General features: G+C 64.5%; 22 protein-coding genes. 9 read left to right on the top strand and 13 right to left on the bottom strand.

Annotated elements, in window-relative coordinates:
• Positions 1 to 96: 96 nt before the first annotated feature.
• Genes LB565_RS21845 through LB565_RS21860 form a run of 4 tightly spaced genes read right to left on the bottom strand, consistent with a single transcriptional unit; the run spans position 97 to position 6,928 of the window.
• Positions 97 to 2,184 carry a hypothetical protein gene (locus LB565_RS21845; RefSeq protein WP_224587642.1) on the bottom strand — a complete coding sequence of 696 codons (2,088 nt, stop codon included), beginning with the start codon at positions 2,182 to 2,184 and terminating at the stop codon, positions 97 to 99.
• 3 nt (positions 2,185 to 2,187) lie between these two features.
• Positions 2,188 to 5,013: a DUF4159 domain-containing protein gene (locus LB565_RS21850; protein ID WP_224587644.1), complete on the bottom strand. Its 2,826-nt coding sequence runs from the start codon at positions 5,011 to 5,013 to the stop codon at positions 2,188 to 2,190.
• Positions 5,010 to 5,924, bottom strand: coding sequence for a DUF58 domain-containing protein (locus LB565_RS21855; RefSeq protein WP_224587646.1), 915 nt, complete (start codon positions 5,922 to 5,924; stop codon positions 5,010 to 5,012). Before LB565_RS21855 ends, LB565_RS21850 begins: the two co-directional genes overlap by 4 nt.
• Positions 5,924 to 6,928 (bottom strand): AAA family ATPase, encoded by a 1,005-nt coding sequence (locus tag LB565_RS21860; protein WP_224587648.1) that lies wholly within the window; start codon positions 6,926 to 6,928, stop codon positions 5,924 to 5,926. The genes LB565_RS21855 and LB565_RS21860 overlap by 1 nt, the downstream gene beginning before the upstream one ends.
• A gap of 154 nt (positions 6,929 to 7,082) precedes the next feature.
• Here LB565_RS21860 and LB565_RS21865 point away from each other — a divergent pair, with 154 nt between their 5' ends.
• The 3 genes from LB565_RS21865 to LB565_RS21875 are packed head-to-tail and all read left to right on the top strand — an operon-like array spanning position 7,083 to position 9,669.
• Positions 7,083 to 7,772 (top strand): DUF1285 domain-containing protein, encoded by a 690-nt coding sequence (locus LB565_RS21865; RefSeq protein WP_263488593.1) that lies wholly within the window; start codon positions 7,083 to 7,085, stop codon positions 7,770 to 7,772.
• Positions 7,772 to 8,404, top strand: a complete 633-nt coding sequence (locus LB565_RS21870) for a CoA pyrophosphatase (RefSeq protein WP_224587652.1) — start codon at positions 7,772 to 7,774, stop codon at positions 8,402 to 8,404. Before LB565_RS21865 ends, LB565_RS21870 begins: the two co-directional genes overlap by 1 nt.
• On the top strand, positions 8,401 to 9,669 hold the full coding sequence (locus LB565_RS21875; RefSeq protein WP_224587654.1) for a CCA tRNA nucleotidyltransferase: 1,269 nt from the start codon (positions 8,401 to 8,403) through the stop codon (positions 9,667 to 9,669). Before LB565_RS21870 ends, LB565_RS21875 begins: the two co-directional genes overlap by 4 nt.
• 28 nt (positions 9,670 to 9,697) lie before the next feature.
• Here LB565_RS21875 and LB565_RS21880 read toward each other — a convergent pair whose 3' ends face one another.
• The 5 genes from LB565_RS21880 to hemF form a co-directional block, all read right to left on the bottom strand.
• A complete protein-coding gene (locus LB565_RS21880) occupies positions 9,698 to 10,657 on the bottom strand; it encodes a S8 family serine peptidase (RefSeq protein ID WP_224587656.1) in 960 nt (319 codons plus the stop codon).
• 84 nt (positions 10,658 to 10,741) lie between these two features.
• Positions 10,742 to 11,317 carry a hypothetical protein gene (locus LB565_RS21885; RefSeq protein ID WP_224587658.1) on the bottom strand — a complete coding sequence of 192 codons (576 nt, stop codon included), beginning with the start codon at positions 11,315 to 11,317 and terminating at the stop codon, positions 10,742 to 10,744.
• Between the two features lie 275 nt (positions 11,318 to 11,592).
• Complete coding sequence (locus LB565_RS21890; RefSeq protein WP_040989704.1) at positions 11,593 to 11,778, bottom strand: DUF1059 domain-containing protein; 186 nt, start codon at positions 11,776 to 11,778, stop codon at positions 11,593 to 11,595.
• A gap of 239 nt (positions 11,779 to 12,017) precedes the next feature.
• Positions 12,018 to 12,278 carry a DUF1344 domain-containing protein gene (locus tag LB565_RS21895; protein ID WP_224516736.1) on the bottom strand — a complete coding sequence of 87 codons (261 nt, stop codon included), beginning with the start codon at positions 12,276 to 12,278 and terminating at the stop codon, positions 12,018 to 12,020.
• 259 nt (positions 12,279 to 12,537) lie between these two features.
• Positions 12,538 to 13,452, bottom strand: a complete 915-nt coding sequence (hemF, locus tag LB565_RS21900; RefSeq protein ID WP_224587660.1) for an oxygen-dependent coproporphyrinogen oxidase — start codon at positions 13,450 to 13,452, stop codon at positions 12,538 to 12,540.
• Positions 13,453 to 13,573: 121 nt separating this feature from the next.
• On the opposite strand from hemF, the gene LB565_RS21905 reads away from it, so the two are divergent.
• A complete protein-coding gene (locus LB565_RS21905; RefSeq protein ID WP_112099415.1) occupies positions 13,574 to 13,831 on the top strand; it encodes a hypothetical protein in 258 nt (85 codons plus the stop codon).
• A gap of 6 nt (positions 13,832 to 13,837) precedes the next feature.
• Here the strand turns inward: LB565_RS21905 and LB565_RS21910 are convergent, their stop codons facing one another.
• The 3 genes from LB565_RS21910 to LB565_RS21920 form a co-directional block, all read right to left on the bottom strand.
• On the bottom strand, positions 13,838 to 14,038 hold the full coding sequence (locus tag LB565_RS21910; protein ID WP_224587662.1) for a hypothetical protein: 201 nt from the start codon (positions 14,036 to 14,038) through the stop codon (positions 13,838 to 13,840).
• A gap of 43 nt (positions 14,039 to 14,081) precedes the next feature.
• A complete protein-coding gene (soxR, locus tag LB565_RS21915) occupies positions 14,082 to 14,525 on the bottom strand; it encodes a redox-sensitive transcriptional activator SoxR (RefSeq protein ID WP_224587664.1) in 444 nt (147 codons plus the stop codon).
• A 146-nt stretch (positions 14,526 to 14,671) separates the two neighbouring features.
• Positions 14,672 to 15,133: a tRNA (cytidine(34)-2'-O)-methyltransferase gene (locus LB565_RS21920; RefSeq protein ID WP_224587666.1), complete on the bottom strand. Its 462-nt coding sequence runs from the start codon at positions 15,131 to 15,133 to the stop codon at positions 14,672 to 14,674.
• A 284-nt stretch (positions 15,134 to 15,417) separates the two neighbouring features.
• Between LB565_RS21920 and LB565_RS21925 the strand changes: the two genes are divergently transcribed.
• The 5 genes from LB565_RS21925 (at position 15,418) to LB565_RS21945 (ending at position 22,274) form a co-directional block, all read left to right on the top strand.
• Complete coding sequence (locus LB565_RS21925) at positions 15,418 to 16,035, top strand: hypothetical protein (RefSeq protein ID WP_224587668.1); 618 nt, start codon at positions 15,418 to 15,420, stop codon at positions 16,033 to 16,035.
• A 26-nt stretch (positions 16,036 to 16,061) separates the two neighbouring features.
• A complete protein-coding gene (locus tag LB565_RS21930; RefSeq protein ID WP_224587670.1) occupies positions 16,062 to 17,942 on the top strand; it encodes an ABC transporter ATP-binding protein in 1,881 nt (626 codons plus the stop codon).
• 231 nt (positions 17,943 to 18,173) lie between these two features.
• Complete coding sequence (locus LB565_RS21935) at positions 18,174 to 20,060, top strand: ABC transporter ATP-binding protein (protein WP_224587672.1); 1,887 nt, start codon at positions 18,174 to 18,176, stop codon at positions 20,058 to 20,060.
• Positions 20,061 to 20,069: 9 nt separating this feature from the next.
• Complete coding sequence (locus LB565_RS21940) at positions 20,070 to 21,953, top strand: ABC transporter ATP-binding protein (RefSeq protein WP_224587674.1); 1,884 nt, start codon at positions 20,070 to 20,072, stop codon at positions 21,951 to 21,953.
• A 9-nt stretch (positions 21,954 to 21,962) separates the two neighbouring features.
• Positions 21,963 to 22,274, top strand: a complete 312-nt coding sequence (locus LB565_RS21945) for a DUF6665 family protein (protein WP_224587676.1) — start codon at positions 21,963 to 21,965, stop codon at positions 22,272 to 22,274.
• A 4-nt stretch (positions 22,275 to 22,278) separates the two neighbouring features.
• Here LB565_RS21945 and LB565_RS21950 read toward each other — a convergent pair whose 3' ends face one another.
• Positions 22,279 to 22,623, bottom strand: coding sequence for a cupin domain-containing protein (locus LB565_RS21950; RefSeq protein ID WP_224587866.1), 345 nt, complete (start codon positions 22,621 to 22,623; stop codon positions 22,279 to 22,281).
• Positions 22,624 to 22,874 lie beyond the last annotated feature (251 nt).

Here is a 22,874-nt window from a genome sequence, read left to right on the forward strand (position 1 = left end):
CCCAAAGCCAAAACGGAGCGAGACCTCGCGACCAAATCGCTCCGCGAGCCTGTCCTCGCTAACTGCGCAACAGGCCCACAAGGGGGAGGTAAGAACTCACCGCCCTTCGCGATACCACATCGAGCCGATGGCGAGCAGCAGGAGGCCGAGGCCGAGGAAGCCGCCGAACAGCGGCACGCGCGACACGGCCTTGAGCGTGCTGTCGTCGGTCGTGCGCAGGCCGATCCAATCGTCGCCCGAAGCGGCCGCCGAGGAGCGGACCGGCACGATCGACGGCAGGGTCACGCCGCCGGCGAGATTGGCGAGCGTCGACGACGGCGCCAGCCGCCGCACGCTGCCGCCGGTCGCCTCGGCCGGTGCCTTCAGCCTGTTCTCGGTCGAAACCACGTCGGAGAATTCCGGTGCGTTGATCGGGCCGACATGGGCAAGCGCGGTGAGATCGCCATTGCCGATCTGGTAAAGGCCGATCTCGCTGGTCCGCAGGCTGCCGGTGAAGATGCCGGGCTCGGCCTTCTCGAGCTTCACCGTCACGGTCTTGCCGGACGGCGTGATCACCTGCGCGGGACCCGGATCGTCGCTCATCGTCTGGCGGCGGATTTCCAGCATCATGCCGCGGCCGTCGGCGGTCAGCCGCTCCTCTTCAAGCTCAGGCTCCTTCATCAGCCAGTGGGCGATGCGCCGGTAGAGCTGGACATGCGGACCGCCGCCTTCGAAGCCGCGCGCCCACAGCCAGCCCTGGTCTGACAGGAGCATGCCGACACGGCCTTCACCCTTGCGGTCGAGCAGGAGCAGGGGCCGGTTGTCGGCGCCCTTCATCACCACTTCGCCTTCCGGGTTCTTGACGCCGATGGTGCGGAACCAGCGGCTCCAATGCGGCGGCTCGCTTGCCGAACCGTCGAGCCCGCGCGTCACCGGGTGGCGCTGGCCGAGATCGGTCAGGCGCGGATAGAAGGCCTTGTCCACCACTTCGCCGGTCGGCATGGCCGGCAGCGCGGCGTTGAGCGGCGTGCGGGCAATGGAGTTTTCGCCGGCATATTCGGGGCCGGCGGCAATCAGCAGCGCACCGCCCTTTTCGACATATTCGGAGATGTAATCGTAATAGAGGATCGGCAGCACGTCGCGGTGCTGGTAGCGGTCGAAGATGATCAGGTCGAAATCTTTGATCTTCTCGACGAACAGCTCGCGCGTCGGGAAAGCGATCAGCGACAATTCGTTGATCGGCGTGCCGTCCTGCTTTTCCGGCGGGCGCAGGATGGTGAAGTGGACGAGATCGACCGACGCGTCCGACTTCAAAAGGTTGCGCCAGGTGCGCTCGCCGGCATGCGGCTCGCCGGAGACCAAGAGCACGCGCAGGTTCTCGCGGATGCCGTCGACCAAGGCAATCGCCCTGTTGTTGGCGTCGGTCAGTTCGCCGGGCTCCCGGTCGATGCCGAGCTGGACGATGTTGCGGCCGGCATTGGGTATCGCGACCGAGAGCTTCATCGGCTGACCGACGGTCGCATGCTCGACCGAGACCTGCTCGCCATTGACCGAGACGCGCACGTCCACAGGTGCGCCGTCGCCTTCCGTCGAAATGACGCGGTAGGTCATGTCGAGCGGCTTGCCGACGAGACCGAAGCGCGGCGCGTTCTCGAAGCGGATGCGGCGGTCCTTCTCATGCTCGTTACCGGTGATCAGCGCGTGCAGCGGGGCGTTGAACTCCGGCGCGCCGGCAGGCGCATCATGCACCTCGCCGTCGGTGATCATGACGGCACCGCCGATGCGCGACGGCGGCACGTCGCGGAAGACGCCTTCCAGCGCGCTGAACAGCCTGGTTTCGGTGCGCTCGTCGGCGGCTTCGGACTTGCCGGCCTCGACGACACGGACATCGAACTGCTTGAAGCGGGCAAGACGCTGCTGCAGGCCGGCCAGAGCCTCGTCGGTCTGCTTGGTGCGGTCGCCGATGTCTTGGCTCTGGCTGCGGTCGACGACGAGGGCGACGACGCTCTTCAGCGCCTCGCGCTCCTCGGCGAGGAAAACGGGATTGAGCAATGAAGCGGCGAGCGCGAGCAGCGCGATGAAGCGCAATGCCGAGCCGCGCTGGCGGAACCACAGGCCGACCAGAGCCAGCAAGAGCAACGGCACGAAGAGCAGGCCGAAGAGCGGCCAGGAGAGAAGCGGTTCGAACGAGATGGACCAGTTCATGACCTACTGCCCCAGCCGTTCGAGCAGCACCGGCACATGCACCTGATCGGATTTGTAGTTGCCGGTCAGCATATACATCATGATGTTGACACCCGCGCGAAGCGCGTAGATGCGCTGCATCGGATCCGGCGGCACGGTCGGCAGCATCGGATCGCCGTTCTCGTCGGTTGCCCAGGCGCCGGCGAAATCATTGGCGGTGATCATGATCGGCGAGACGCCGTCGCCGGTGCGCACGGGGCGGTTCTCGGTGTTGCTGGCCTCGAGCGAGGCCTCGACCCAGAGCGGGCTGCCGTTGAAGCGACCGGGGAATTCCGGAAGGATGAAGAAGGACTTGGTCAGCACGTGGTCCGACGGCACCGGCTCCAGCGGCGGCACGTTGAGATTACCCAGAATGTCGCGCAGCCGCTCGGTCGCCGGGCTTGCCGAGCCGGCGCCGATGCCGTTGGAAAACTGGTCGCGCGTGTCGAACAGAACCGTGCCGCCCTGCTGCATATAGGCGTCAATGCGGGCGATCGCCGCCTGGCTGGGCATGGGCGCCGTCGCATCGATCGGCCAATAGATCAGCGGGAAGAAGGACAGCTCGTCCTTGGCGATGTCGACGCCGGCCGGCGGGCCGGGCTCAAGCGCGGTCTTCTCGACCAGGAAACGGGTGAGACCCTCAAGGCCTGCGCGGCTGATCGAATCGACGCCCGGCTCGCCGGTGATGACATAGGCGATACGGGTTTTCGAAATATCCTCGATCGCCTGGGTGTCGCCGGGCTTAGAATCGTCGGCGCGGGCAAGATCGGCATGGCCGAAGAGGCCGCCCAGCACGACCAGAATGGCCGCGGTGGTCGCCGCCGCCGTGCCCGCGCGGCGCGGCCGGCGCGCCAGCAAGCCGCCCATCCAGAACACGGCCAAAGTGTCGAGCACCATCAACAGGAGCGCAATGGCGACCAGCGGCCCCTTCAGGTTCTCCGATTCATCGAAGGCGTAAGGGATAGCTGTCACCGGAAGCGAAACCTGCGGACGGACCAGCGGCATGAACGTGCTCGACGCGTCGAGCAGATTATGCGCGAAGACGCCCGTCTCCGAGCCGTAAAGGCCGGGCGGATTCTCCAGCGTCACCGGCAGCGGACCGGCGCCGGGCACCAGCGGCCGGGCATCCGGCGAGGGCGGCGTCAACATGCCGTCGGCGCCGATCATGCGGTAGGGCGCAAGCGACGCGGCGGCGGCCTCGGCATTGGCGATCGCGGCGCCCTGGTTGCGCGACAGCTGCACGACGCGTCTCAGCATTTCGACGAAGCTGCCGGAGATCGGCAGGTTCGACCAGGTCGCCTCGGGCGTGACATGGAAGAGCACCAGCGTGCCCTTGTCCTTCTTCATGCCCGTCACCAGCGGCGTGCCGTCGGCGAGCGTGGCCCAGGTGCGCTCGACGATGTCGGGCGTCGGCTCGGCCAGAACCTGCCGGCTCACCGTCACCTCGGAGGGCGGCGAAAGATCGGCGAAGGGACCGTTCTTCGGAAATTCGGTCACCGCCTGCGGCGTCGTCCAGGACAGAGCGCCGCCCAGCGCGCGCTCGCCGCTGCGCAGCCTGACCGGCAAAAGATCGTCGTCATTGCCGGCCGCGGCAAGGCGGGGACCGGCAAAGCGCACCAGCGTGCCGCCCTTGTCGACCCAGTCGACCAGCCGCTGCTTGACCTGCGCCGGGATGGTGCCGACATCGGCCATGATGATCATCGCCGGCTTCTGGTCGAGAAGCTGCGGAATGGCGTCGGCCAGATCGGCGCTCGACGGCTCGACCAGATCGGCAAAGGGCTGCAGGGCGCGGCGGATGTAATAAAGCGGCGACAGAAGCGGCTGCGCCTGGTCGGCCTCGGCCTGCGACAGAAGGCCGACGCGGCGGCGTTTGGAGCTCTCGTCCAGCACGCGCACGGCGCCGGCCTGGCGCTCGCCGTCCAGCGCGATCGACGCGAAATCGTTGCGCAGCTCGAAGGGGACCGCCATTGTTCCCGTGGCGGTGGCTTCGCCCGGCGCGAAGGTCAGCGTCGCATCGGCGATGCGGCGGCCCTTGTCATCGAAGGCGCCAGCGGTGACCTGCGCCGGCGCCGGATTGCCCGGCGCGCGAATGGCGGTCAAAGCGAAACCATCGACCTGGTTGTCGGCGCCGATCAGGCCGGTCACGGAGGGCCGGTCGGACGTGGCCCAGACCAGCCGTGCCGCATTCTTTTCGAGCAGCGTCTTGAAAGCGGCCTCGTCGCCCTTGGCGGCAAGCCCATCGGCGAGCACCGCGACGCTGGCGCCCGGCAGGCGCTCCAACGCGGCGGCGACGCGGGCGTAGACGGCGGGCCTGTCGGTAGGAATCGGCCGCGGCTTAGCGGCACGCAGGTGATCGAGCGCGGCCGAGGCGTCGAAAGGACCGATCTCGGCATTGGGCTTCTCGGCGGTGAAGGCGATCACGACCGGCACGCCGTTCGAGCCGGCGTCGGCGATCAGCCGCTCGGCGGTGGCGATGCGCTTGTTCCAGTCGGCGGCGCTCGCCCAGCCATTGTCGATGACAAGCGCCAGGGCGGCGCCTTCCGCAGGCAGTTTTTCGCGCGGATTGAAGACCGGCTCGGCCAGCGCCATCACGATGAGCGCCGCCATCAGCAAGCGAAGCAGCGTCAGCCACCACGGGCTTTGCTGCGGGGTTTCTTCGCGCCTGAGGACCCGGGCGAGGATTCTCAGCGGCGGGAAAACCTCCGTCTGCGGCCTGGGCGGGGTGAGGCGCAGCAGCCACCAGATCACCGGCAGCGCCAGAAGGCCCCACAGCACCATGGGCGCCCCGAAGGAAAGCGGCAGCCAGCTCATGCGACCGCCCTTCCGAAATTGGTGCCGTCAGCGGTCATCGCCATGTGGACGCGCACCAGCGCCTCGGAGGCGAGGCGGTGGGTGTGGTTGACGGTGTAGCTCCAGCCGAGACGCTTGCACCAGGCGGCCAGTTCCTCGCGGCGGGCCTTGTAGAGCAGGCGATATTCCTCGGCCAGCATCTCGGCGCGGCCGGCGGTCAGCTTGTCGCCGGTCTCGGGATCGGTGAACTCGGTGCGGCCGGCATAGGGGAAGGTTTCCTCCGCCGGATCGGCCACCTCGATCAGATGCGCGCGCACGCCATGGCGCGCGAGCACGTCGAGCCAGGCCATGGTTTCCTCGACCGGATCGAGGAAATCGCTGACCAGCACGATGTCGCAGAAGCGGCGGATGGCAGACAGATCCGGCTTGGCGGGAAGCGCGGCGGCATGGCTCAGCTGGGCGGCGATACGCTCTGCGCCATTGCGGGCGGTGAACGGGTCGGTCAGGCCTGGCCAGGCGATGCGCTCGCCGCTGCGCGACAAAAGCTCGGCCAAAGCGAGCGCCAGCACCAGCGCGCGCGATTCCTTGGAAACGCTTGCCGCGGCGGATTTGTAGAGCATGGAAGACGAGGGGTCGGCCCAGAGCCAGACCGTGTGCGCGGCTTCCCATTCGCGGTCGCGCACATAGGTATGGTCGTCTCTCGCCGAGCGGCGCCAGTCGATGCGCGAGGAATCCCCTTCGACATAGGGCCGGAACTGCCAGAAATTCTCGCCGATGCCGCGCTTGCGGCGGCCATGCCAGCCGGCGATCACCGTATTGACGATACGGCGCGCCTCGACCAGCAGGTCCGGCACCAGTGAAGCCCGCAACCGGCCACGGGCGAGCGCGTCGCGCGTGGCAACCGGTGACTGGACCTCGCCTATTCGACCCATCAGATGCCTTTTGCCAGCTTCGCCACCACGTCACGCACGGAAGTGCCTTCGGCGCGGGCGGCGAAAGTCAGCGCCATGCGATGCTGCAGCACTGGTTCGGCCAAGGCGCGAACGTCGTCGACCGAAGGCGCCAGCCTGCCATCATATAGGGCGCGTGCGCGGGCGCACAGGGTCAGCGCCTGGCTGGCGCGGGGGCCCGGCCCCCAAGCGACGTGCTTGTCGGTCTCGGCATTGCCCTGGCCCGGCCGGGCCGAACGCACCAGCTTGAGGATCGCCTCGACGACGCTTTCCGGCACCGGCATGCGGCGGATCAGCGTCTGGATTTCCCTGAGCCTGGCCGGCTGCAGCATGTTGTCGGCCCTTGCCTCGTCGACCCCGGTCGTTTCGAGCAGGATGCGGCGTTCCGCCTCGATCTCCGGATAGAGGATGTCGACCTGCATCAGGAAACGGTCGAGCTGGGCCTCGGGGAGGGGATAGGTGCCTTCCTGCTCCAGCGGGTTCTGTGTGGCCAGCACATGGAAGGGCGAGGGCAGGTCGTGGCGGGCTCCGGCGATGGTCACGTGATATTCCTGCATCGCCTGCAGCAGCGCCGACTGCGTGCGCGGCGAGGCGCGGTTGATCTCGTCTGCCATCAGCAATTGCGTGAAGATCGGCCCGGAAATGAAGCGGAAGGAGCGCTTGCCGAACTCGTCCTGCTCCATCACCTCGGAGCCGAGAATGTCCGACGGCATCAGGTCGGGCGTGAACTGGACGCGGCGCGAATCGAGGCCGAGCACGATGCCCAACGTCTCGACCAGCTTGGTCTTGGCGAGGCCCGGCACGCCGACCAGCAGCGCATGGCCGCCCGCCAGCAGCGCCACCAGCGTGCGCTCGACGACGGCTTCCTGGCCAAAGATCACCCGGCCGACCGCGTCGCGGACCCTGGAGATGTCGGCCAGCGCCTTTTCGGCTTCCTCGATCATCGCTTTTTCGCTGATCGGGCTCTCCTTGATCATCACGCTCATGCCGTTCGATCCTTGTGGTTGGAAATGCCGGCCTGCATTCTCAATGCCGCAGAATGCCGCGATTCGGCCTCACCTGGCGCCTGTAATTGAACTTAAATCACAGACTCGGGCGGACAAGGCTGACAATCGGGACAACAGTGACTATTTCGTGACCATGGCCGAACGCAGCGAACATCGTGAACCAAGCCCGGACGAGCAGAGCCTGAGCAAACAGAGCCTGAGCAACCAGAGTCTGAGCAACCAGAGTCTGACCGGGGCCACCGAGGCGCGGGGCCTGGAGGCGCTGATCTCGCGCGCGGCGCGGGCCGGCAAGGGGCCGGCACCGGTCGAGCGCTGGAATCCGGATTTCTGTGGCGATCTCGACATGGAGATCAAGGCCGACGGCACTTGGTTCTATCTCGGCACGCCGATCGGACGCATGCCGCTTGTGCAGCTCTTTTCCAGCGTGCTGCGCAAGGATGCCGACGGCAAGACCTATCTGGTGACGCCGGTCGAGCGGGTCGGGATCCGCGTCGTCGACGCGCCCTTCATCGCCGTCGAAATGAACGTGTCCGGAAGCGGGGACGACCAGGTCATCACCTTCCGCACCAATGTCGGCGACGTCGTTGCGGCCGGCCCCGGTCATCCGCTGCGCTTCGTCGACGAGGACGAAACCGGTGGGTTGAAGCCCTATGTGCTGGTGCGCGGACGGTTGGAAGCGCTGGTGGCGCGGCCGGTGATGTACGAACTGGTCGAGCATGGCGAAGAGATCGACATCGACGGCAGGGCGATGTTCGCCGTCCGCTCGGGCGGCGAGGTTTATCCCATCATGCCGGCCGAGAAGCTGAAACGGCTGAGCGCGTGATGGACCAGGTGACGCCGGCGCCGTTTTCGATCGCGGACTTTCGGGCGCGCGTCGCCGCGCAGGCCGCGATCGGCCCTGGCGACGATTTCGGCGACCATCGCTTCAATCCCGGCCATCCCAGGCTCAAGCACATCAAGCCGTTGCGCGACGCGGCGGTGCTGATCCCGGTGATCGACCGTGCCGAGGGCGCCATGGTGCTGCTCACCAAACGCGCCGAGAAGCTGCGCAGCCATTCCGGCCAGGTGGCTTTTCCGGGGGGCACCATCGATACGACCGATCCAAGCCCCGAGGCCACCGCTTTGCGCGAGACTTTCGAAGAGATCGGCCTCGATCGTGGCCATGTCGAGATCATCGGCCGCATGCCGGACTACGTCGCGGGCAGCGGATACCGTATCGTGCCGGTGCTTGCCATCGTGCGGCCCGGCTTTTCGCTGACGCTCAATGCCGACGAGGTCGATGCCGCCTTCGAGGTGCCCTTGAGCTTCCTTATGGACCCGACCAACCACGCGCGCGACAGCCGCATGTGGAACGAGCTCGAATGGTTCTTCTACGAGATGCCCTACGGCGGCCAGCGCATCTGGGGCGTCACCGCCGGCATCATCCGCACGCTCTATGAAAGGCTTTACGGTTGAGCGCTGAGGCGTCACTTTCGGGCAGGGCCGATTGGCTGGCCGACAAGCATCTGCAGAAGCTGCTTGCGGCGCTGAAGCAGGGCGGCGAGGAAGCGCGTGTCGCCGGCGGCGCGGTGCGCAATGCGCTGATCGGTCAGCCGGTCGCCGACATCGATATCGCCGCGACCACCGTGCCCGAGGAAACGATCCGGCGCGCCGAGGCGGCCGGCTTCAAGACGGTGCCAACAGGCATCGAGCATGGCACGGTCACGGTGATCGCCGGCGGCAAGCCTTATGAGGTGACGACGCTCAGGGCGGATGTCGAGACCGACGGCCGGCGGGCAAAAGTGATCTTCGGGCGGGACTGGAAAGCGGACGCCGAACGGCGCGACTTCACCATCAACGCGCTCTATGCCGAAGCCGATGGCATGATCGTCGACCTCGTCGGCGGCGTCGCCGATATCGAGGCGCGGCGGCTACGTTTCATCGGCGACGCGGAAGCGCGCATCCGCGAGGATTATCTGCGCATCCTGCGCTTTTTCCGTTTCTTTGCCTGGTATGGCGACGGGCGGCCGGACGCGGATGGGCTGAAGGCCTGCGCAAGGCTGAAGGACGGGCTTGCGCGGCTTTCGGCCGAACGGGTCTGGTCCGAACTGAAGAAGCTGCTGTCGGCTCCCGATCCCTCGCGCGCGCTGTTGTGGATGCGCCAGGCCGGCGTGCTCACCGCCGTGCTGCCGGAGAGCGAGAAATGGGGCATTGACGCCATCCATGGCCTGGTCAAGGCTGGAAAAGATCTCGGCTGGGCCGCCGATCCTGTGCTGAGGCTGGAGGCGATCGTCCCGCCCGATGCCGTGCGCATGAAGACGCTTGGCGAGCGGCTGCGGTTGTCGAACGACGAGGCCGACCGCCTGCGGCATTGGGCGCTGACCATTGCGCCGGATGCGAAGGTGACCGAGACCGAACTGGCCAAGAAACTCTATCACGGCGATCGCAATGGTTATGTCGACCGCATCCGGCTGGCGCTTGCCGCGGCGCGGACGCGTGCCGTCGAGGACAATCAGGCGATGATGGAGGCTGGCGGTTTTTCACGCCTGCTCAATTTCACGCTGAAATGGCAAAAGCCGGTGTTTCCGATCAAAGGCGCGGACCTGACCGCGCTTGGCGCCTCGCCGGGGCCGAAGCTCGGCGCCACGCTGAAGAACCTCGAGAAGGAATGGGTCGAGTCGGGCTTCACCCTGGAACGCGGCGTGCTGATGGAGCGCGCCGCGCAAGCGCTGGAGACTTAGACGGGCTAGCCGGAACGGCCAGTGCGTGTCAATGTATGGCCACCGGAGCGAGAGCGCGTGAGAGACTTGCTTCGCCCTTGCCGTAGATGGATGGGTCGTAATTGGCCAGCGTGTCGGTGCGGGCCGTGTTGAGCAGGTCGTTGGTGATCTGCACCGGCGTCGCCTTGGTGAACTTGCTGCCGATGATCGCAGCATAGCCGGAGATGATCGGCGCCGCGAAAGACGTTCCGTAGAGACCGGTCTTGTCGCCCTCGACGCCGACCACCAGGAAGTGGCTCTGCACAGCCGTGTTGGAGCCGGCATAGTCGGAATACCAGGCGAGCTGGGCCTTGTTGGCTGTGGTGCCGTTCGTCGACAGCGCGCCGACGAAGATCGCCGTCGGTTTGCCGATCAGGGCAAGGTCGAGATAGTCCTGCTGGCCACCGGTGACCCCGCCGACAGCGACAGAGTCATTGCCGGCCGCCTTCGAGACGACGGCCGAACCGTTGGTGGCGTAGGAGATGATCGAGGACTCCTCTGGAGCCCACCAGATCTGGTTGGTGCTGTAGCCTGCTGTTGTGTACATGCCGTAGCTCAGGTTAAGCACGTTGAGGCCGCGTGCCAGCGAAACGGCCGTGCCCGTCGAGAAATCCTTGGAGCGAATGGTCGCGGCTGGAGCAATCATGCTTGCCTCCTCGCGCGTCCATTCGCCGTGCCGCTGGGTTTGCACGCCGATCCCGAAATTGCCGGAAAAACGCGACGTGCTGCTGAAGTCGTCGACCATTGTGATGGTGACGCCCTTGCCCTTGTAGCCGGCGGCCCATGCGGCGCCGACGTCGGGGCTCATCCAGTTCTGTACCGTTTGCGTCGTGCGCGCGACCGGAATCTTTGCGCTCACGCAGATGGAGCCGCCGCCATGGCAGAGCGCGGCCATCTCGTCCGCGCTGAGAACCTCCTGCGCCGAGGCAATCGGCGCCCAAAGGATGGCTAAAGCGGCTGCAACGCCCAACTTCAGGGTTATTCTCCAGTCCAACGAGAACCGGGACGGGCGCGAATTTGGGCACGAGATGATGTTCATTTGCGGCTCCCGCAATCAGAATGTGAGATGGTAATTCAACCAGAGATGCATGGTCTCCGGCTTGGCGCTGACCAGATATTTCAAGGTTTCCTCCGGCGCCGTCTCGCCCGCCGCGAGCCGGCAATTGACGCTGTAGGTGCCCAGGTCGCCATAGTCGGCTTCGCAAGGCTTTTCAGTGAGGCCGCCGCCGATGGTCGAGGTGACCGAAAGCGACAGCGTGCTGTTCGAATTGGGATGGATCTGGGTCAGAAAGCCAAGCTTCAGGCTGGGCTCGATACGATATTTCTCGGCTTGCTCGCCTGTGCCAAATCCCCAAAGAATGCCGGTATCGGGTGTGATCTGGGTAAGAAAGTCGGCATGCATATCGACCCAGCTCGCATGGTACCAATGGGTGAGCGATACCCAGCTTCCGCCCTGCAACTCATAGCCGCCGTTGCCGAGGCTCCTGGCGCGATCGCTGAGTGGAGAACCCTGATGAATATCGACGAGCGAGGTCGTCCATTCCTGGGCCATTGCCGCGGACACAAAGAGTAAGGCGCTCGACAGGAGCGCCGCGCAGAGACCGACTCCGATGTTGGACCGCTCGCGCATGCGCGAACCACCTCGCCTCACCGTTCCGGGCGGCGCCTTGATGGCGAAGGCCGCTTGGGCAGCCCCTCTGGCCGGATCATGGGTCGGAAAATCGCACGCGCATCGTTACTGCAAGGTTATCCGAGCCGTTACGAATATAAGAATTTGCTTGAATTATAGGGAAAATGCTTCTGCCGGCGACCCGGGAGATCGCCGGCAGAGAGTTGGGCGCAGCCGTAAGCGGCGTTCCGCTCTTGCGTGTCGGCCCATCTGGTCGAATTCTGGAATTTGGCCGCTCAGGCGGCGTCGCGAACCTTCTGGATGCGCGAGCGGATCGCCTCGATCATCGTCTCGCGGATGATGGTCTCGCCATGCGTCTCGCGCATATGCTCGACGGCGCGGCGCATGACCTCCGCCTCCTCCTCGGCACGCGTGTGCCAGTCACAGCCGGGAACCAGCGATCCGCATTGGAATTCCTTCATGACCCTCTTCCTTTCCTAGCGCGGGGTGGTTCGACCTTGGCCGGCCGCCCCTGATGTCTTGTCTTGGCAGTCCGGCAGGGAGCGACGCGCCTCTTCCGGTTGCTCTGCCGGAATATCATAACACCTGTGCAACGGTTCGGTTGCATCGAAAGCCCCTGTCTCGGATTGGAAAGGAAAGGCGGAGCGCTATGCCCCGCCTTTCCCTGCCGCCTGAGAACTGGACCTTCAGAGCAAGGCCGTTACTTCATGATCTTGACGGCCTCGGCGATCTTGTTCTTGCCGCTCATGTCCCAGGACACGCGGACTTTCTCGCCGGCTTGAATGCCGGGATCCTTGAAGGCTTTGGACAGCTTGAATGTGGATCCATCCTCCAGAACAAGGCTCATGGCCGTTCCGTCAAAGCTCTTGACGGTGCCGGTGGTGTGCTTGACCGCTGCGAACGCGGCGCCGCCGGAGGCGAGAAGGGCGGCGGTTGCTGCCGTCACGATAAGCTTGCGCATGGCGTGCTCTCCTGGAATGCGGGTGCCCGATTTGGCAAGGCACCTCGCGTGATCAGGGTCGTCAAGTCGCGTCGGGTCACGGCCGCCGGGAGACAAATGATCTCCGCTTCGACCGCCGGCGCTTCCCGACCCGACGACCTTAAATAGCTCAATTTTTTCAAAAGGATATTAGACGAAAAAGATATCGTCCCTGCCACATTGCCGGCCAAGATTCGGCGAATTGGACAGCAATGCGGCCATCGCCGCACTCACCGGATCGTTACGGCCATTTTACCTCGGGCGGCAGGCTGGACAGGATCGAGGCGACATTGCCGCCGGTCTTCAGGCCGAAGATGGTGCCGCGATCGTGAAGCAAGTTGAATTCGACGTAGCGTCCGCGCCGGATGAGCTGTTCGTCGCGCTCGCCATCGGTCCAGTTCCGGTTGAAATTGCCCCGCACCAGATGGGCATAGACGACGAGGAAAGAGCGGCCGACGTCCTGGACGAAATTGAGATCGGCGTCCCAGCCGCCCTTGTCCTCGTCCGAATGCAGCCAGTCGAAGAAGATGCCGCCGATGCCGCGCGGCTCGTTGCGGTGCGGCAGGAAGAAATACTCGTCGCACCAGGCTTTGAATTTGGGATAGTCGGCGACGGCGGCGTTCTTCTCGCAGGCGAACTGCATGGCGCGATGGAAGGCAACCGTGTCGGGATCGTCCTGGGTGCGGCGACGGTCGAGCACCGGCGTCAGATCGGCGCCGCCACCGAACCACTGGCGCGTGGTGACGACCATGCGGGTGTTCATGTGCACGGCCGGCACATTGGGGTTCCATGGATGTGCAATCAGAGAGATGCCGCTCGCCCAGAAGCGCGGGTCTTCCTCGGCGCCCGGAATCTGTTTCCTGAATTCGGGCGAGAATTCGCCATGGACGGTCGAGGTATGCACGCCGACCTTCTCGAAGACGCGGCCGCGCATCATCGACATGGTGCCGCCGCCACCCTTGCCTTCGTCGCGCTCCCACTGGGTCTTTTCGAAATGGCCGGGCGACCATGATGCTTGCGGGCCGATGAGTTCCTGCTCGATCTGCTCGAAGGTGGCGCAGATGCGCTCGCGCAGCGCCTCGAACCAGAGGCGGGCCTTCATCTTTTTCTGTTCGATGTCGGCCGGCAGTCCCACCGGAAGGTCAGGTCGTTCCAAATCCGTCTCCAGTCACAGGCTCGCTTGCCTGACAAATGACTCGTTTTTTCTGCGCGCGATCCCTAATCTCTTAGAGGCAAGGGTCAAGTCCTGTCTGACCAAGGCGCAAAGGAGTTCCTTCGTGCGCACCCCGGCAAGACCGCCGCTGGATGGTTTGAAGAAGAGGCTGGAGCGCTCGCGGGCCGAGCGTGCAGGCCAGCCGCGCGACGGTTTCCTGCGCGAGACTTTCGTGTTGCCGAGGCCCGCCGCGCGCCTCAAGGCGAAGGAATGGTTCGAGCGTTTCCCCAAGCAGGCCTACTGGACCGAGATCGAAAGCTGGTTCGAACGCCCGGGCGATGTGATCGAATTCACCATGCGGCGGCTGCCGGCGGCGGATTAAGGAATGTCACGGCAAAAATAGGTCACGCAATTTTGGAGAATCTAGAATTAGGTTCTCGCCAAGTAGCTTGCCGAATTTTTCCAGACCCATTTTCCGCGCCTCATCGAAGCTCACGGAGGTATAGAGGGTTGGCACACCGCCAGAATCGATCCGGTAGATAGCGATGACCTTGGTCTCCTCCTCTACTTGGATCAGGTGTCCTAGCATGGTTCCTTCCTCTGTCTATGCGCGACAAGCGCGTTGCTTCAATTCAGGGCGCAATTAGTCGCCTCGCGCCGGTACCTTCCCTGGCCAGACGGTCGTCCCTGTTCCTCAGCGGACATTTGTCGATCGACATGCAGCCGCAGCCGATGCAATCCGTCAGGCCATCGCGCAATTTCTTCAACTGGCTGATCTTATGGTCGAGCCCGTCGCGCCAGGCTGTCGAAAGCAGGTTCCAATCCTCACGCGTCGGCGTGCGCTCTTCAGGCAGGGATTGGAACGCGGCGGCAATTTCCGCCAGCGAGATGCCGACTTCCTGGGCGACGCGGATAATCGCCACGCGGCGCAGCACGTCGCGGCTGTAGCGCCGCTGGTTGCCGGACGTGCGGTCACTGCGGATCAGGCCGCGCGCCTCGTAGAAATGCAGCGCAGATACCGCAACACCGCTGCGCATCGCCACCTGGCCGACCGTCAATTCCCTCACCGGGGCCATTTCCCAAATTCCCGCTTGACCTCAAGTTAAGTTGAGCTTGTAGCCAAGAAACGTCGATAGGGCAATTGCAGGAGAAGGCGATGTGCGTCTGGGCAAGAATGACGGCGGAAGGCACGGCGGTTCGGGATAGCGCGGAAGTGCGAAAGCTATTTTCCGAGCTGGCGGAGCGCTTCACCCGCGACCATGGCGACCGACAGCGCGACATTGATGCTGCGCGCGCCTGCTCGCATCGGAATGGTCAGTCGCGCATCGGCCGCCTCATGGACCTCTTCCGTCACGCCGGCGGATTCGCGGCCGAACAGAAGAATGTCGCCGGCGCCGAAAGCAAAATCGGTATAGGCGGTCGCGGCCTTGGTGGTGAGCAGCACCAGGCGGCGCGCATGCGCCTTTCGCCATTCCTCGAAGGCGTGCCAGTCGGCATGGCGGGAAAGCGCCGCCATTTCGAGGTAGCCCATGCCGGCCCGTTTCAGCGCCCGGTCAGCGAGCGGGAAACCAGCCGGCTCGATGATATCGACACCGATATCGAGGCAGGCGGCGAAGCGCAGGATCGTCCCGGTGTTGCCGGCAATATCCGGCTGGTAGAGCGCGATGCGGAGACGATCATTCATTTTCGCATCCTGCTAATAAGTGGCAGATCGGCCACAGGCATCTCCCGCTTTCGGCGATTTCTGGACTGGCGGGTGGCCATTTTCTGCGAAGTCGAGTATATGCCCACCATCGTCAACCCGAACCGAACGGAGGGGAACACATGATGACCATGCACATCCAGCTCCCATCCGGGGCTCACGTATGCCCGCAGGCGGTTTCGGTACGACGATTCTTCTGACACTTTAAGTCCTCATCGCACCGATTCCCGCCGAACCCAGTTTTCGGCCTTCGAAGGAATCTTGCGATGTTTTTCAAACTGCCAAAGGGGCGCCGCGCCCCAGATGAACGTGTCAAGACCGACGCTCGTGTCGAGGCCGACGCTTGTCGCGTCCCAATCGACGCCTGCCGTCCCGTCTCGACCGGTTCGATCCGCGCCTTCGGTCGAATGCCGGAGGTCGAGGACGCATCACCCTTTTTAACGCATTTGCATATGGAGGACGGGCCGATGTTCGATCCCTACAAAATACCTGGTTCAAGAAGCCTGCACGAGCGCAAGGCGGCTACCTGGGCGCTGCTGATCGGCGAGACCTATTCGTCGGCCGTGCATGCCGAGGAACGGCGCAGGCCGCATCGCGGCATGCTGCCGGACGTCGATTTCTCGCGCGCGGTGCCCGACCACAGCCGGCCCACGCTGGTGCGCCGGATCATCCGTTTGATCCGGCCGGGCGACAGGAGCCGGGCAGGCTCCGGCCTTTCGTCGGGAAGTTCGGGGCCGTCAGGGACATCAAACGAGCCTGTCGGCGAAATGCCGGCGAAACCCTATATTGCGCGTAGCAAGGCCGGCGAAACGGATGATTCCGTATCGCCGACCCGCAATGCCGCGCGGCCGCAAAGCCTAGTTCATCAATCCCGCGCCGCGTGAGCGCATAGATAAGTCGAGTGCCCGGAATGTTCCGCTGGTTTGAAAACAGGCTCGATCCGTTTCCCGCCGCGGAGCCGGTCGAGCCGCCGAAGACGCTGATCGCCTTCTGCGTGCATCATACGCGCGGCGTCTGGCCCTACATCGCCGTAGATGCGGTGCTGGTGGCGTCGATCGCTATCGCAGAAGTGTGGATGTTCGGTTTCATGGGCCGCATCGTCGACTGGCTGTCGGCGCAGAACCGGGAAACTTTCCTGCAGACCGAGAGCTGGAAACTCGCCGGCATGGCCTTCATCGTGTTGTTTGCGCTGCCCGGTACGGTGTGGCTGCGTTCGTTGCTCAACCAGCAGGCGCTGATGGGCAACTATCCCATGCGCATCCGCTGGCAGGTGCATCGCTATTTGCTGAAACAGTCGATGGCCTTCTACCAGGACGAGTTCGCCGGCCGCATCGCCACCAAGCTGATGCAGACCGCTCTCGCCGTGCGCGACTGCGTCATGAAGCTGATAGACGTCCTCAATTACGTGATCGTCTACTTCCTCGGCATGCTCTTCATCGTCGGTTCGGCAGACTTGCGGCTGGCCGCGCCCTTGGGTGTATGGCTGATCGGTTATATGGCCTTGCTGTGGCATTTTATTCCGCGGCTGGGCAAGGTCGGCGAGGAGCAAGCCAATGCCCGCTCGACCATGACCGGCCGCGTCGTCGACAGCTACGCCAACATCCAGACGGTGAAGCTGTTTTCGCACGCGCGCCGCGAGGCGACCTTCGCCAGGGAAGGCATGGCAGGCTTCCTCGACACCGTGTACCGCTCGATGCGGCTGGTGACGGTGCTTTACGGGCTGCTCTACATCCTGAACTCGCTGCTGCTGTTCTCCGTCACGGCGATCTCGCTGTGGCTGTGGCTCGGCCAGGCGGTGACGATCGGCGCCGTCGCGGTGGTCATCGGCCTTGTGCTGCGCATGTGGGGCATGTCGCAATGGATCATGTGGGAAATGTCCGGGCTGTTCGAGAATATCGGCACGGTGCAGGACGGCATCCAGTCGATCTCGCTGCCGCGCCTGGTCGAAGACAGGCCGGGCGCCAAGGACATCACCGTCGCCCGGGGCGACATCCGCTTCGAGGACATCCGCTTCCATTACGGCAAGCAGAAGGGCGTCATCGAGAACCTGTCGCTCACCGTGAAGCCTGGCGAGAAGGTCGGCATTGTCGGACGCTCCGGCGCCGGCAAGTCGACGCTGGTCAATCTGTTGCTGCGTTTCTACGACCTGGAAAGCGGCAGGATCCTCGTCGACGGCCAGGAGATCGCGGCGGTGACGCAGGATTCCCTGCGCGCGCAGATCGGCATGGTGACGCAGGACACCTCGCTGCTGCACCGCTCGGTGAAAGAGAACATCCTCTATGGCCGGCCGGACGCAACCGACGAAATGCTCATCGAGGCGGCGCGGCGGGCGGAGGCGCTCGATTTCATCGGCGGGCTTTCGGACCACAATGGCCGCAAGGGTTTCGACGCCCATGTCGGCGACCGTGGCGTCAAACTGTCTGGCGGCCAGCGGCAGCGCATCGCGATCGCCCGCGTCATGCTGAAGGACGCGCCGATCCTCATCCTCGACGAGGCGACCTCGGCGCTCGATTCAGAAGCCGAGGCGGCGATCCAGGAGAACCTCTACAAGCTGATGCAGGGCAAGACCGTCATAGCCATCGCGCACCGGCTGTCGACGATCGCGGCGATGGACAGGCTCGTCGTCATGGACAAGGGCCGCATCATCGAGGAAGGCTCGCATGAGGAGCTCGTCGCGAGGGGCGGGCTTTATGCCCAGCTTTGGCAGCGCCAGTCGGGCGGCTTCCTGCTCGATGACGTGCCGGCCGGGCCCGATGCCAAGGCGCCTGAATCCGAGATGGCGGCGGAGTAACGCGATCGCGATTGCAGCAGTTCCAGGAAAAGCGCGTAGCGGTTTTCTGTCGGGAATGCGTAAAACAAAGACTTGGAGCGGCCCGGCGGTTCTGTGAGCCGTCGAGCCGCTCCGGCATCAAAAGTTACGGCGATTGCCGGGAAACGATCCCGGGCGTAACCACGACTTGGTACAGAGGCCGCCTGCGACCAGATCGGGCGCCGGCGGGTTTTGGGCCTCTACGGGAGAAAAATGTTCGATCGCATTTTCACGTGGTTCGAAAGCCGTTACTCGCCGGTGGCGCTGGCCGACGACAGGCAGCCGCCAATGGGGCTTTGGCCGTTCTACTGGTATTTCATAAGGCAGTTTCGCGCCGCCTATTGGCTGCGCATCGTCATCGTTGCCGTCGCGGCGATAGTGGACGCGATGCTGCCGATTTTCGTCGGCCTGATCGTCGGCCTGCTCGCCAGCACCAAGCCAGGCGATTTCTTTGCCGCGCATGGGCCGCTGCTCGCCATGATGGCCTTCGTCGTGCTGCTGCGTCCGCTGTCGATGGTTATCGACGGGCTCATCCGCAACCACGCCATAGCGCCGAACCTCATCGACCTCATCCGCTGGCAGAGCCATTGGCATGTCGTGCGCCAGGATTGGTCGTTCTTCCAGAACGACTTTGCCGGCCGCATCGGAACCAAGGTCATGCAAAGCGGCGATTCGGTGGAGATGAGCATCAACCTCACCGTCGATGCCGTCTGGTACGCGCTGGTCTTCGTTGCGGTCGCCATCGTGGTGCTGGCGCGGCTCGATCCGCTGTTGCTGGCTGTGGTGGCGGTGTGGCTGGTGGTCTACTGCCTGATCTTCTGGTCTGCGATGCCCAGGATCACGCAACGCTCGTCCCAACTGTCGGAGCGGTGGTCGCAGGTGAGCGGCCGGATGGTCGACAGCTACACCAACATCCTGACGCTCAAGACATTCTCGACCGGCGAGCATGAAGACAAATATGTCTCGCAAGCGGTGGTCGAGCACGCCGACACGTTTTACCAGCTGATGCGCGTTTTCACGCTGATGTGGTCGGCCTTGTTCATCCTCAACGCGGCGCTGCTCATCGCCGTGAGCTGGCTGGCGCTCGCCGGCTGGAACGCCGGCGCCATGACCACCGCGGCCGTGGCGACCGCGATACCGTTCGCGCTGCAGATCGCCAACATCTCCGGCAGGATCCTCGATGTCGGCGCCAACGTCTTCAGGCAGATCGGTGTTGCCAGCAACTCGATGACGACGATCGCGCGGCCGATCGTCATGCAGGATCAGCCCGACGCACCGGCCCTTGTCGTGACCGCCGGCGGCATCGAGTTCGACCGGGTGAACTTCAACTACTGGCGCAAGGACGGCAAAGGCGGCGTCATCGACAATCTGTCGCTGAAGATTGCGCCGGGCGAGCGGGTCGGCCTGATCGGCCGTTCGGGAGCCGGCAAGTCGACGCTGGTCAATCTCGTGCTGCGGCTGTTCGACGTGCAGGACGGCAAGGTGCTGATCGACGGGCAGGACATCCGCAACGTCTCGCAGGAAAGCGTTCGGGCGGCGATCGGCTTCGTCAACCAGGACACCTCGCTCTTGCATCGATCCGTTCGCGAGAACCTCAAATATGGCCGCCAGTCGGCCAGCGACGAGGCGATGTTCAGCGCCGCCAAGGCCGCCCAGATCGACGATGTGATCGCGGGGCTGACCGATCCGCATGGGCAGAGCGGCTATGAGGCGCTTGTCGGCGAACGCGGGGTGAAGCTGTCCGGCGGCCAGCGGCAACGCATCGCAATTGCCCGCGTTATGCTGAAGGACGCGCCGATCCTTATCCTCGACGAGGCTACCTCCGCGCTCGATTCGGAAGTGGAAGCCGCCATCCAGGAGAACCTCTACAAGCTCATGCAGGGCAAAACCGTCATCGCCATCGCCCATCGCCTGTCGACCATCGCGGCGATGGACAGGCTGGTGGTGATGGACAAGGGGCGCATCGTCGAGGACGGGACGCATGAGGCGCTGATCGCCAAAGGCGGGCTCTATGCCCAGCTCTGGCGGCGCCAGTCCGGCGGATTCCTGCTCGAGGAAAAGCCGGCGGCCGGCGGCCGACGGTCTGGCGACGAAAGGTGAAGCCGCCGAATGATGCAGGCCATCTATCGCTGGTTCGAGCACTGGGTCTACCCGTTCCGCGAGCCCGCGAATCTGCGGCCGCCCGCCAGCGTCGGCGGCTTCCTCTGGCACTATGTCGGGCAGGCGAAGCTCGCCTTCTTCGCCATGCTGATCATCGGCGGCATCGCCCCGCTGGTCGAAGCCGGGCTGTTCTATTTCGTCGGAAGGCTGGTCGATATCCTCGACCAGCTGCCCGGCGAGCGCAACTGGCACGCGCTGTGGACCGCCGCCGGTCCGGAACTCCTGTTCATGGGCGCGGTGGTGCTGGTCATCCGCACACTGGTGGTCGGCCTGTCGGCGCTGGTCGACGAGCAGACGATCACGCCAGGCTTCTACAATCTGGTGCGCTGGCAGGCGCACCGGCATGTCTCGCGCCAGTCCTACGCCTTTTTCCAGAATGATTTCGCTGGCCGCATCGCGACCAAAGTCTGGCAGGCAGGGCAAGCGACGGGCGACCTGATGGAAAGCTTCATCGAGGTGGTCTGGTTCATGATCGTCTATACGGTCACCACGCTGGCGCTGGTCGCGGGGCTGGATCTGCGGCTGGCGGTGCTGGTGGTGATCTGGATCGCCGCGTTCGGCTGGCTGGCGAAACTCTATCTGCCGGCGATCCGCAAGCATGCCGAGGCGACGGCCGAGGCCGGCTCGATGATCACCGGCCGCATCGTCGATTCCTATTCCAATGTGCAGACGCTGAAGCTGTTTTCGGCCGATGGCGACGATCGCTATATCCGCGGCGGCTTCGGCATCTATCTCGACGCGCTGCGGCCGTTCACGCGCCGGCTGACCGGCGTGCGCATGGCGCTGACCATGCTCTCCGGCGTCATGATCACCGCGATCGCGGCCTTCGCCATCTATCTGTGGGTCGAAGGCTCGATCACTGTCGGCGCCGTCGCCTTCACCCTGTCGCTGGTGCTGAGGCTTAACATGCTGCTGGGAAGGCTGATGATGCAGCTCAACGGCATCCTGCGAAATCTCGGCGTGCTGGAGAATTCCAAGGCGCTGATCTCGCAACCACTTGGTTTGACAGACAAGCCGGACGCCAGGGAGCTGGTCGTCACCGGCGGACGCATCGACGTCAGCAACGTCACCTTCCATTACGGCAAGGGGGCAGGGGTGCTTGACGGCATCGACCTCGTCGTGCGTCCGGGCGAGAAGGTCGGCCTGGTCGGCCCGTCCGGCGCCGGCAAGACGACCTTGGCCAATCTGATCCTGCGCCTCTACGACCTGGAAGGCGGCAAGATCCTGATCGACGGCCAGGATATTGCCGGGGTCACGCAGAACTCGCTGCGCGGCAATATCGGCGTCGTCAGCCAGGATACAGCACTGTTCCACCGCTCGCTGCGCGACAACATCAAGCTCGGCATGCCGGACGCCACCGATGCGCAAGTGATCGCCGCGGCCAGGAAGGCTGAGGCGCATGACTTCATCCTGGGGCTGCGCGACACCAGAGATCGCGCCGGCTACGAGGCCTATGTCGGCGAGCGCGGCGTGAAGCTGTCCGGCGGGCAGCGGCAGCGCGTGGCGATCGCGCGCGTCTTCCTCAAGGATGCGCCGATCCTCATCCTCGACGAGGCGACCTCGGCGCTCGATTCGGACATCGAGGCGGCGATCCAGGAGAACCTGACCAGGCTGATGGAGAACAAGACCGTGATCGCCATCGCGCACCGGCTGTCCACCATCGCAGCGCTTGACCGGCTGGTGGTGCTTGACGGCGGCCGCATCATCGAACAGGGCACTCATGACGAGCTGGTGGCGCTCGACGGGGTCTATGCGCGGCTCTGGAAACGCCAGTCCGGCGGCTTCCTGTTCAACGAGGAAAGCGCGCTGGAAGAGACGCGGCCGGCGGAGTAGAACGGCATCATGTCCGTACGCATGCCTACCAATTTCGGACGGTCAGGCGCGCAGGAAAGCGCGCTCGATCTCCTCGGCCACGAGATACTCGCCGAAAAGGCGGCCGCGCTCGGCCGCGCCGGCCAGCGCGTGGAGCAAACCCTTGCCAAATTGCGCGAAGGCGGCGAGGGCGAACAGCGCAACCGGCTGCTCAAGGAAGCGGCCGCGGCCGTCCACGCCTATTTCATCCAGCGTGAGCTTTGCGGTCTGCGCAAACATGATGCGGTGATCCGCGAATACGACATCCCAAGGGCTGTGCTGGTCAGGCTGGGCGCCAGCTAACCAGCTATTCCAGCCATTCGGTGATGAAGTGGCCGTTCTCGTGGATGTCGGTGCTTTCGAGCGGACCGGGGCCGAGATTGGTGAATTTGTGCGGCGTGTCGGGCGGCACGATCAGGATCTGGCCGGCCGTGGCCTTGATTTCCCGGTCGCCGATCGTGAACAGGCCGGTGCCGGAGCGGATGACGAAGATTTCCGCATAGGGGTGCCTGTGAAGGCGCGGGCCGCCGCCGACCGTCGGCTGATAGTTGAAGATCAGGCAGGAATTGGCGCCGAACTGACCGCATTGCAGCTCGCCTTTCCAGCGGTCGGGGGCTTCGGCCCAGCTGTCGCGTTCAATGACATGCGCCATGACGCCAGAATAGACCGGGCCAGGAGCCGATGTCGAGGCGAACACCGGCCCGATTTCTCCCCGGATTTCCCGCTGTTTCATCCTGTCCGGCGGCCTGGCGGGGACGCGTCGCCCTTCGCCGCCGCGCATCCCCGCGACAATCTGCCCTTGTGGCCTCACCCCGCTGGACAAAAACAGGCTGCCCGCATAAACCGAAAATCCAAATGCCGGAGGAATTCGCTAGCCTGTTCGCCATGCGCTGTCGGGCAGGT

The sequence above is a fragment of the Mesorhizobium sp. CA14 genome, from assembly GCF_020165195.1.
Classification (GTDB): domain Bacteria; phylum Pseudomonadota; class Alphaproteobacteria; order Rhizobiales; family Rhizobiaceae; genus Mesorhizobium.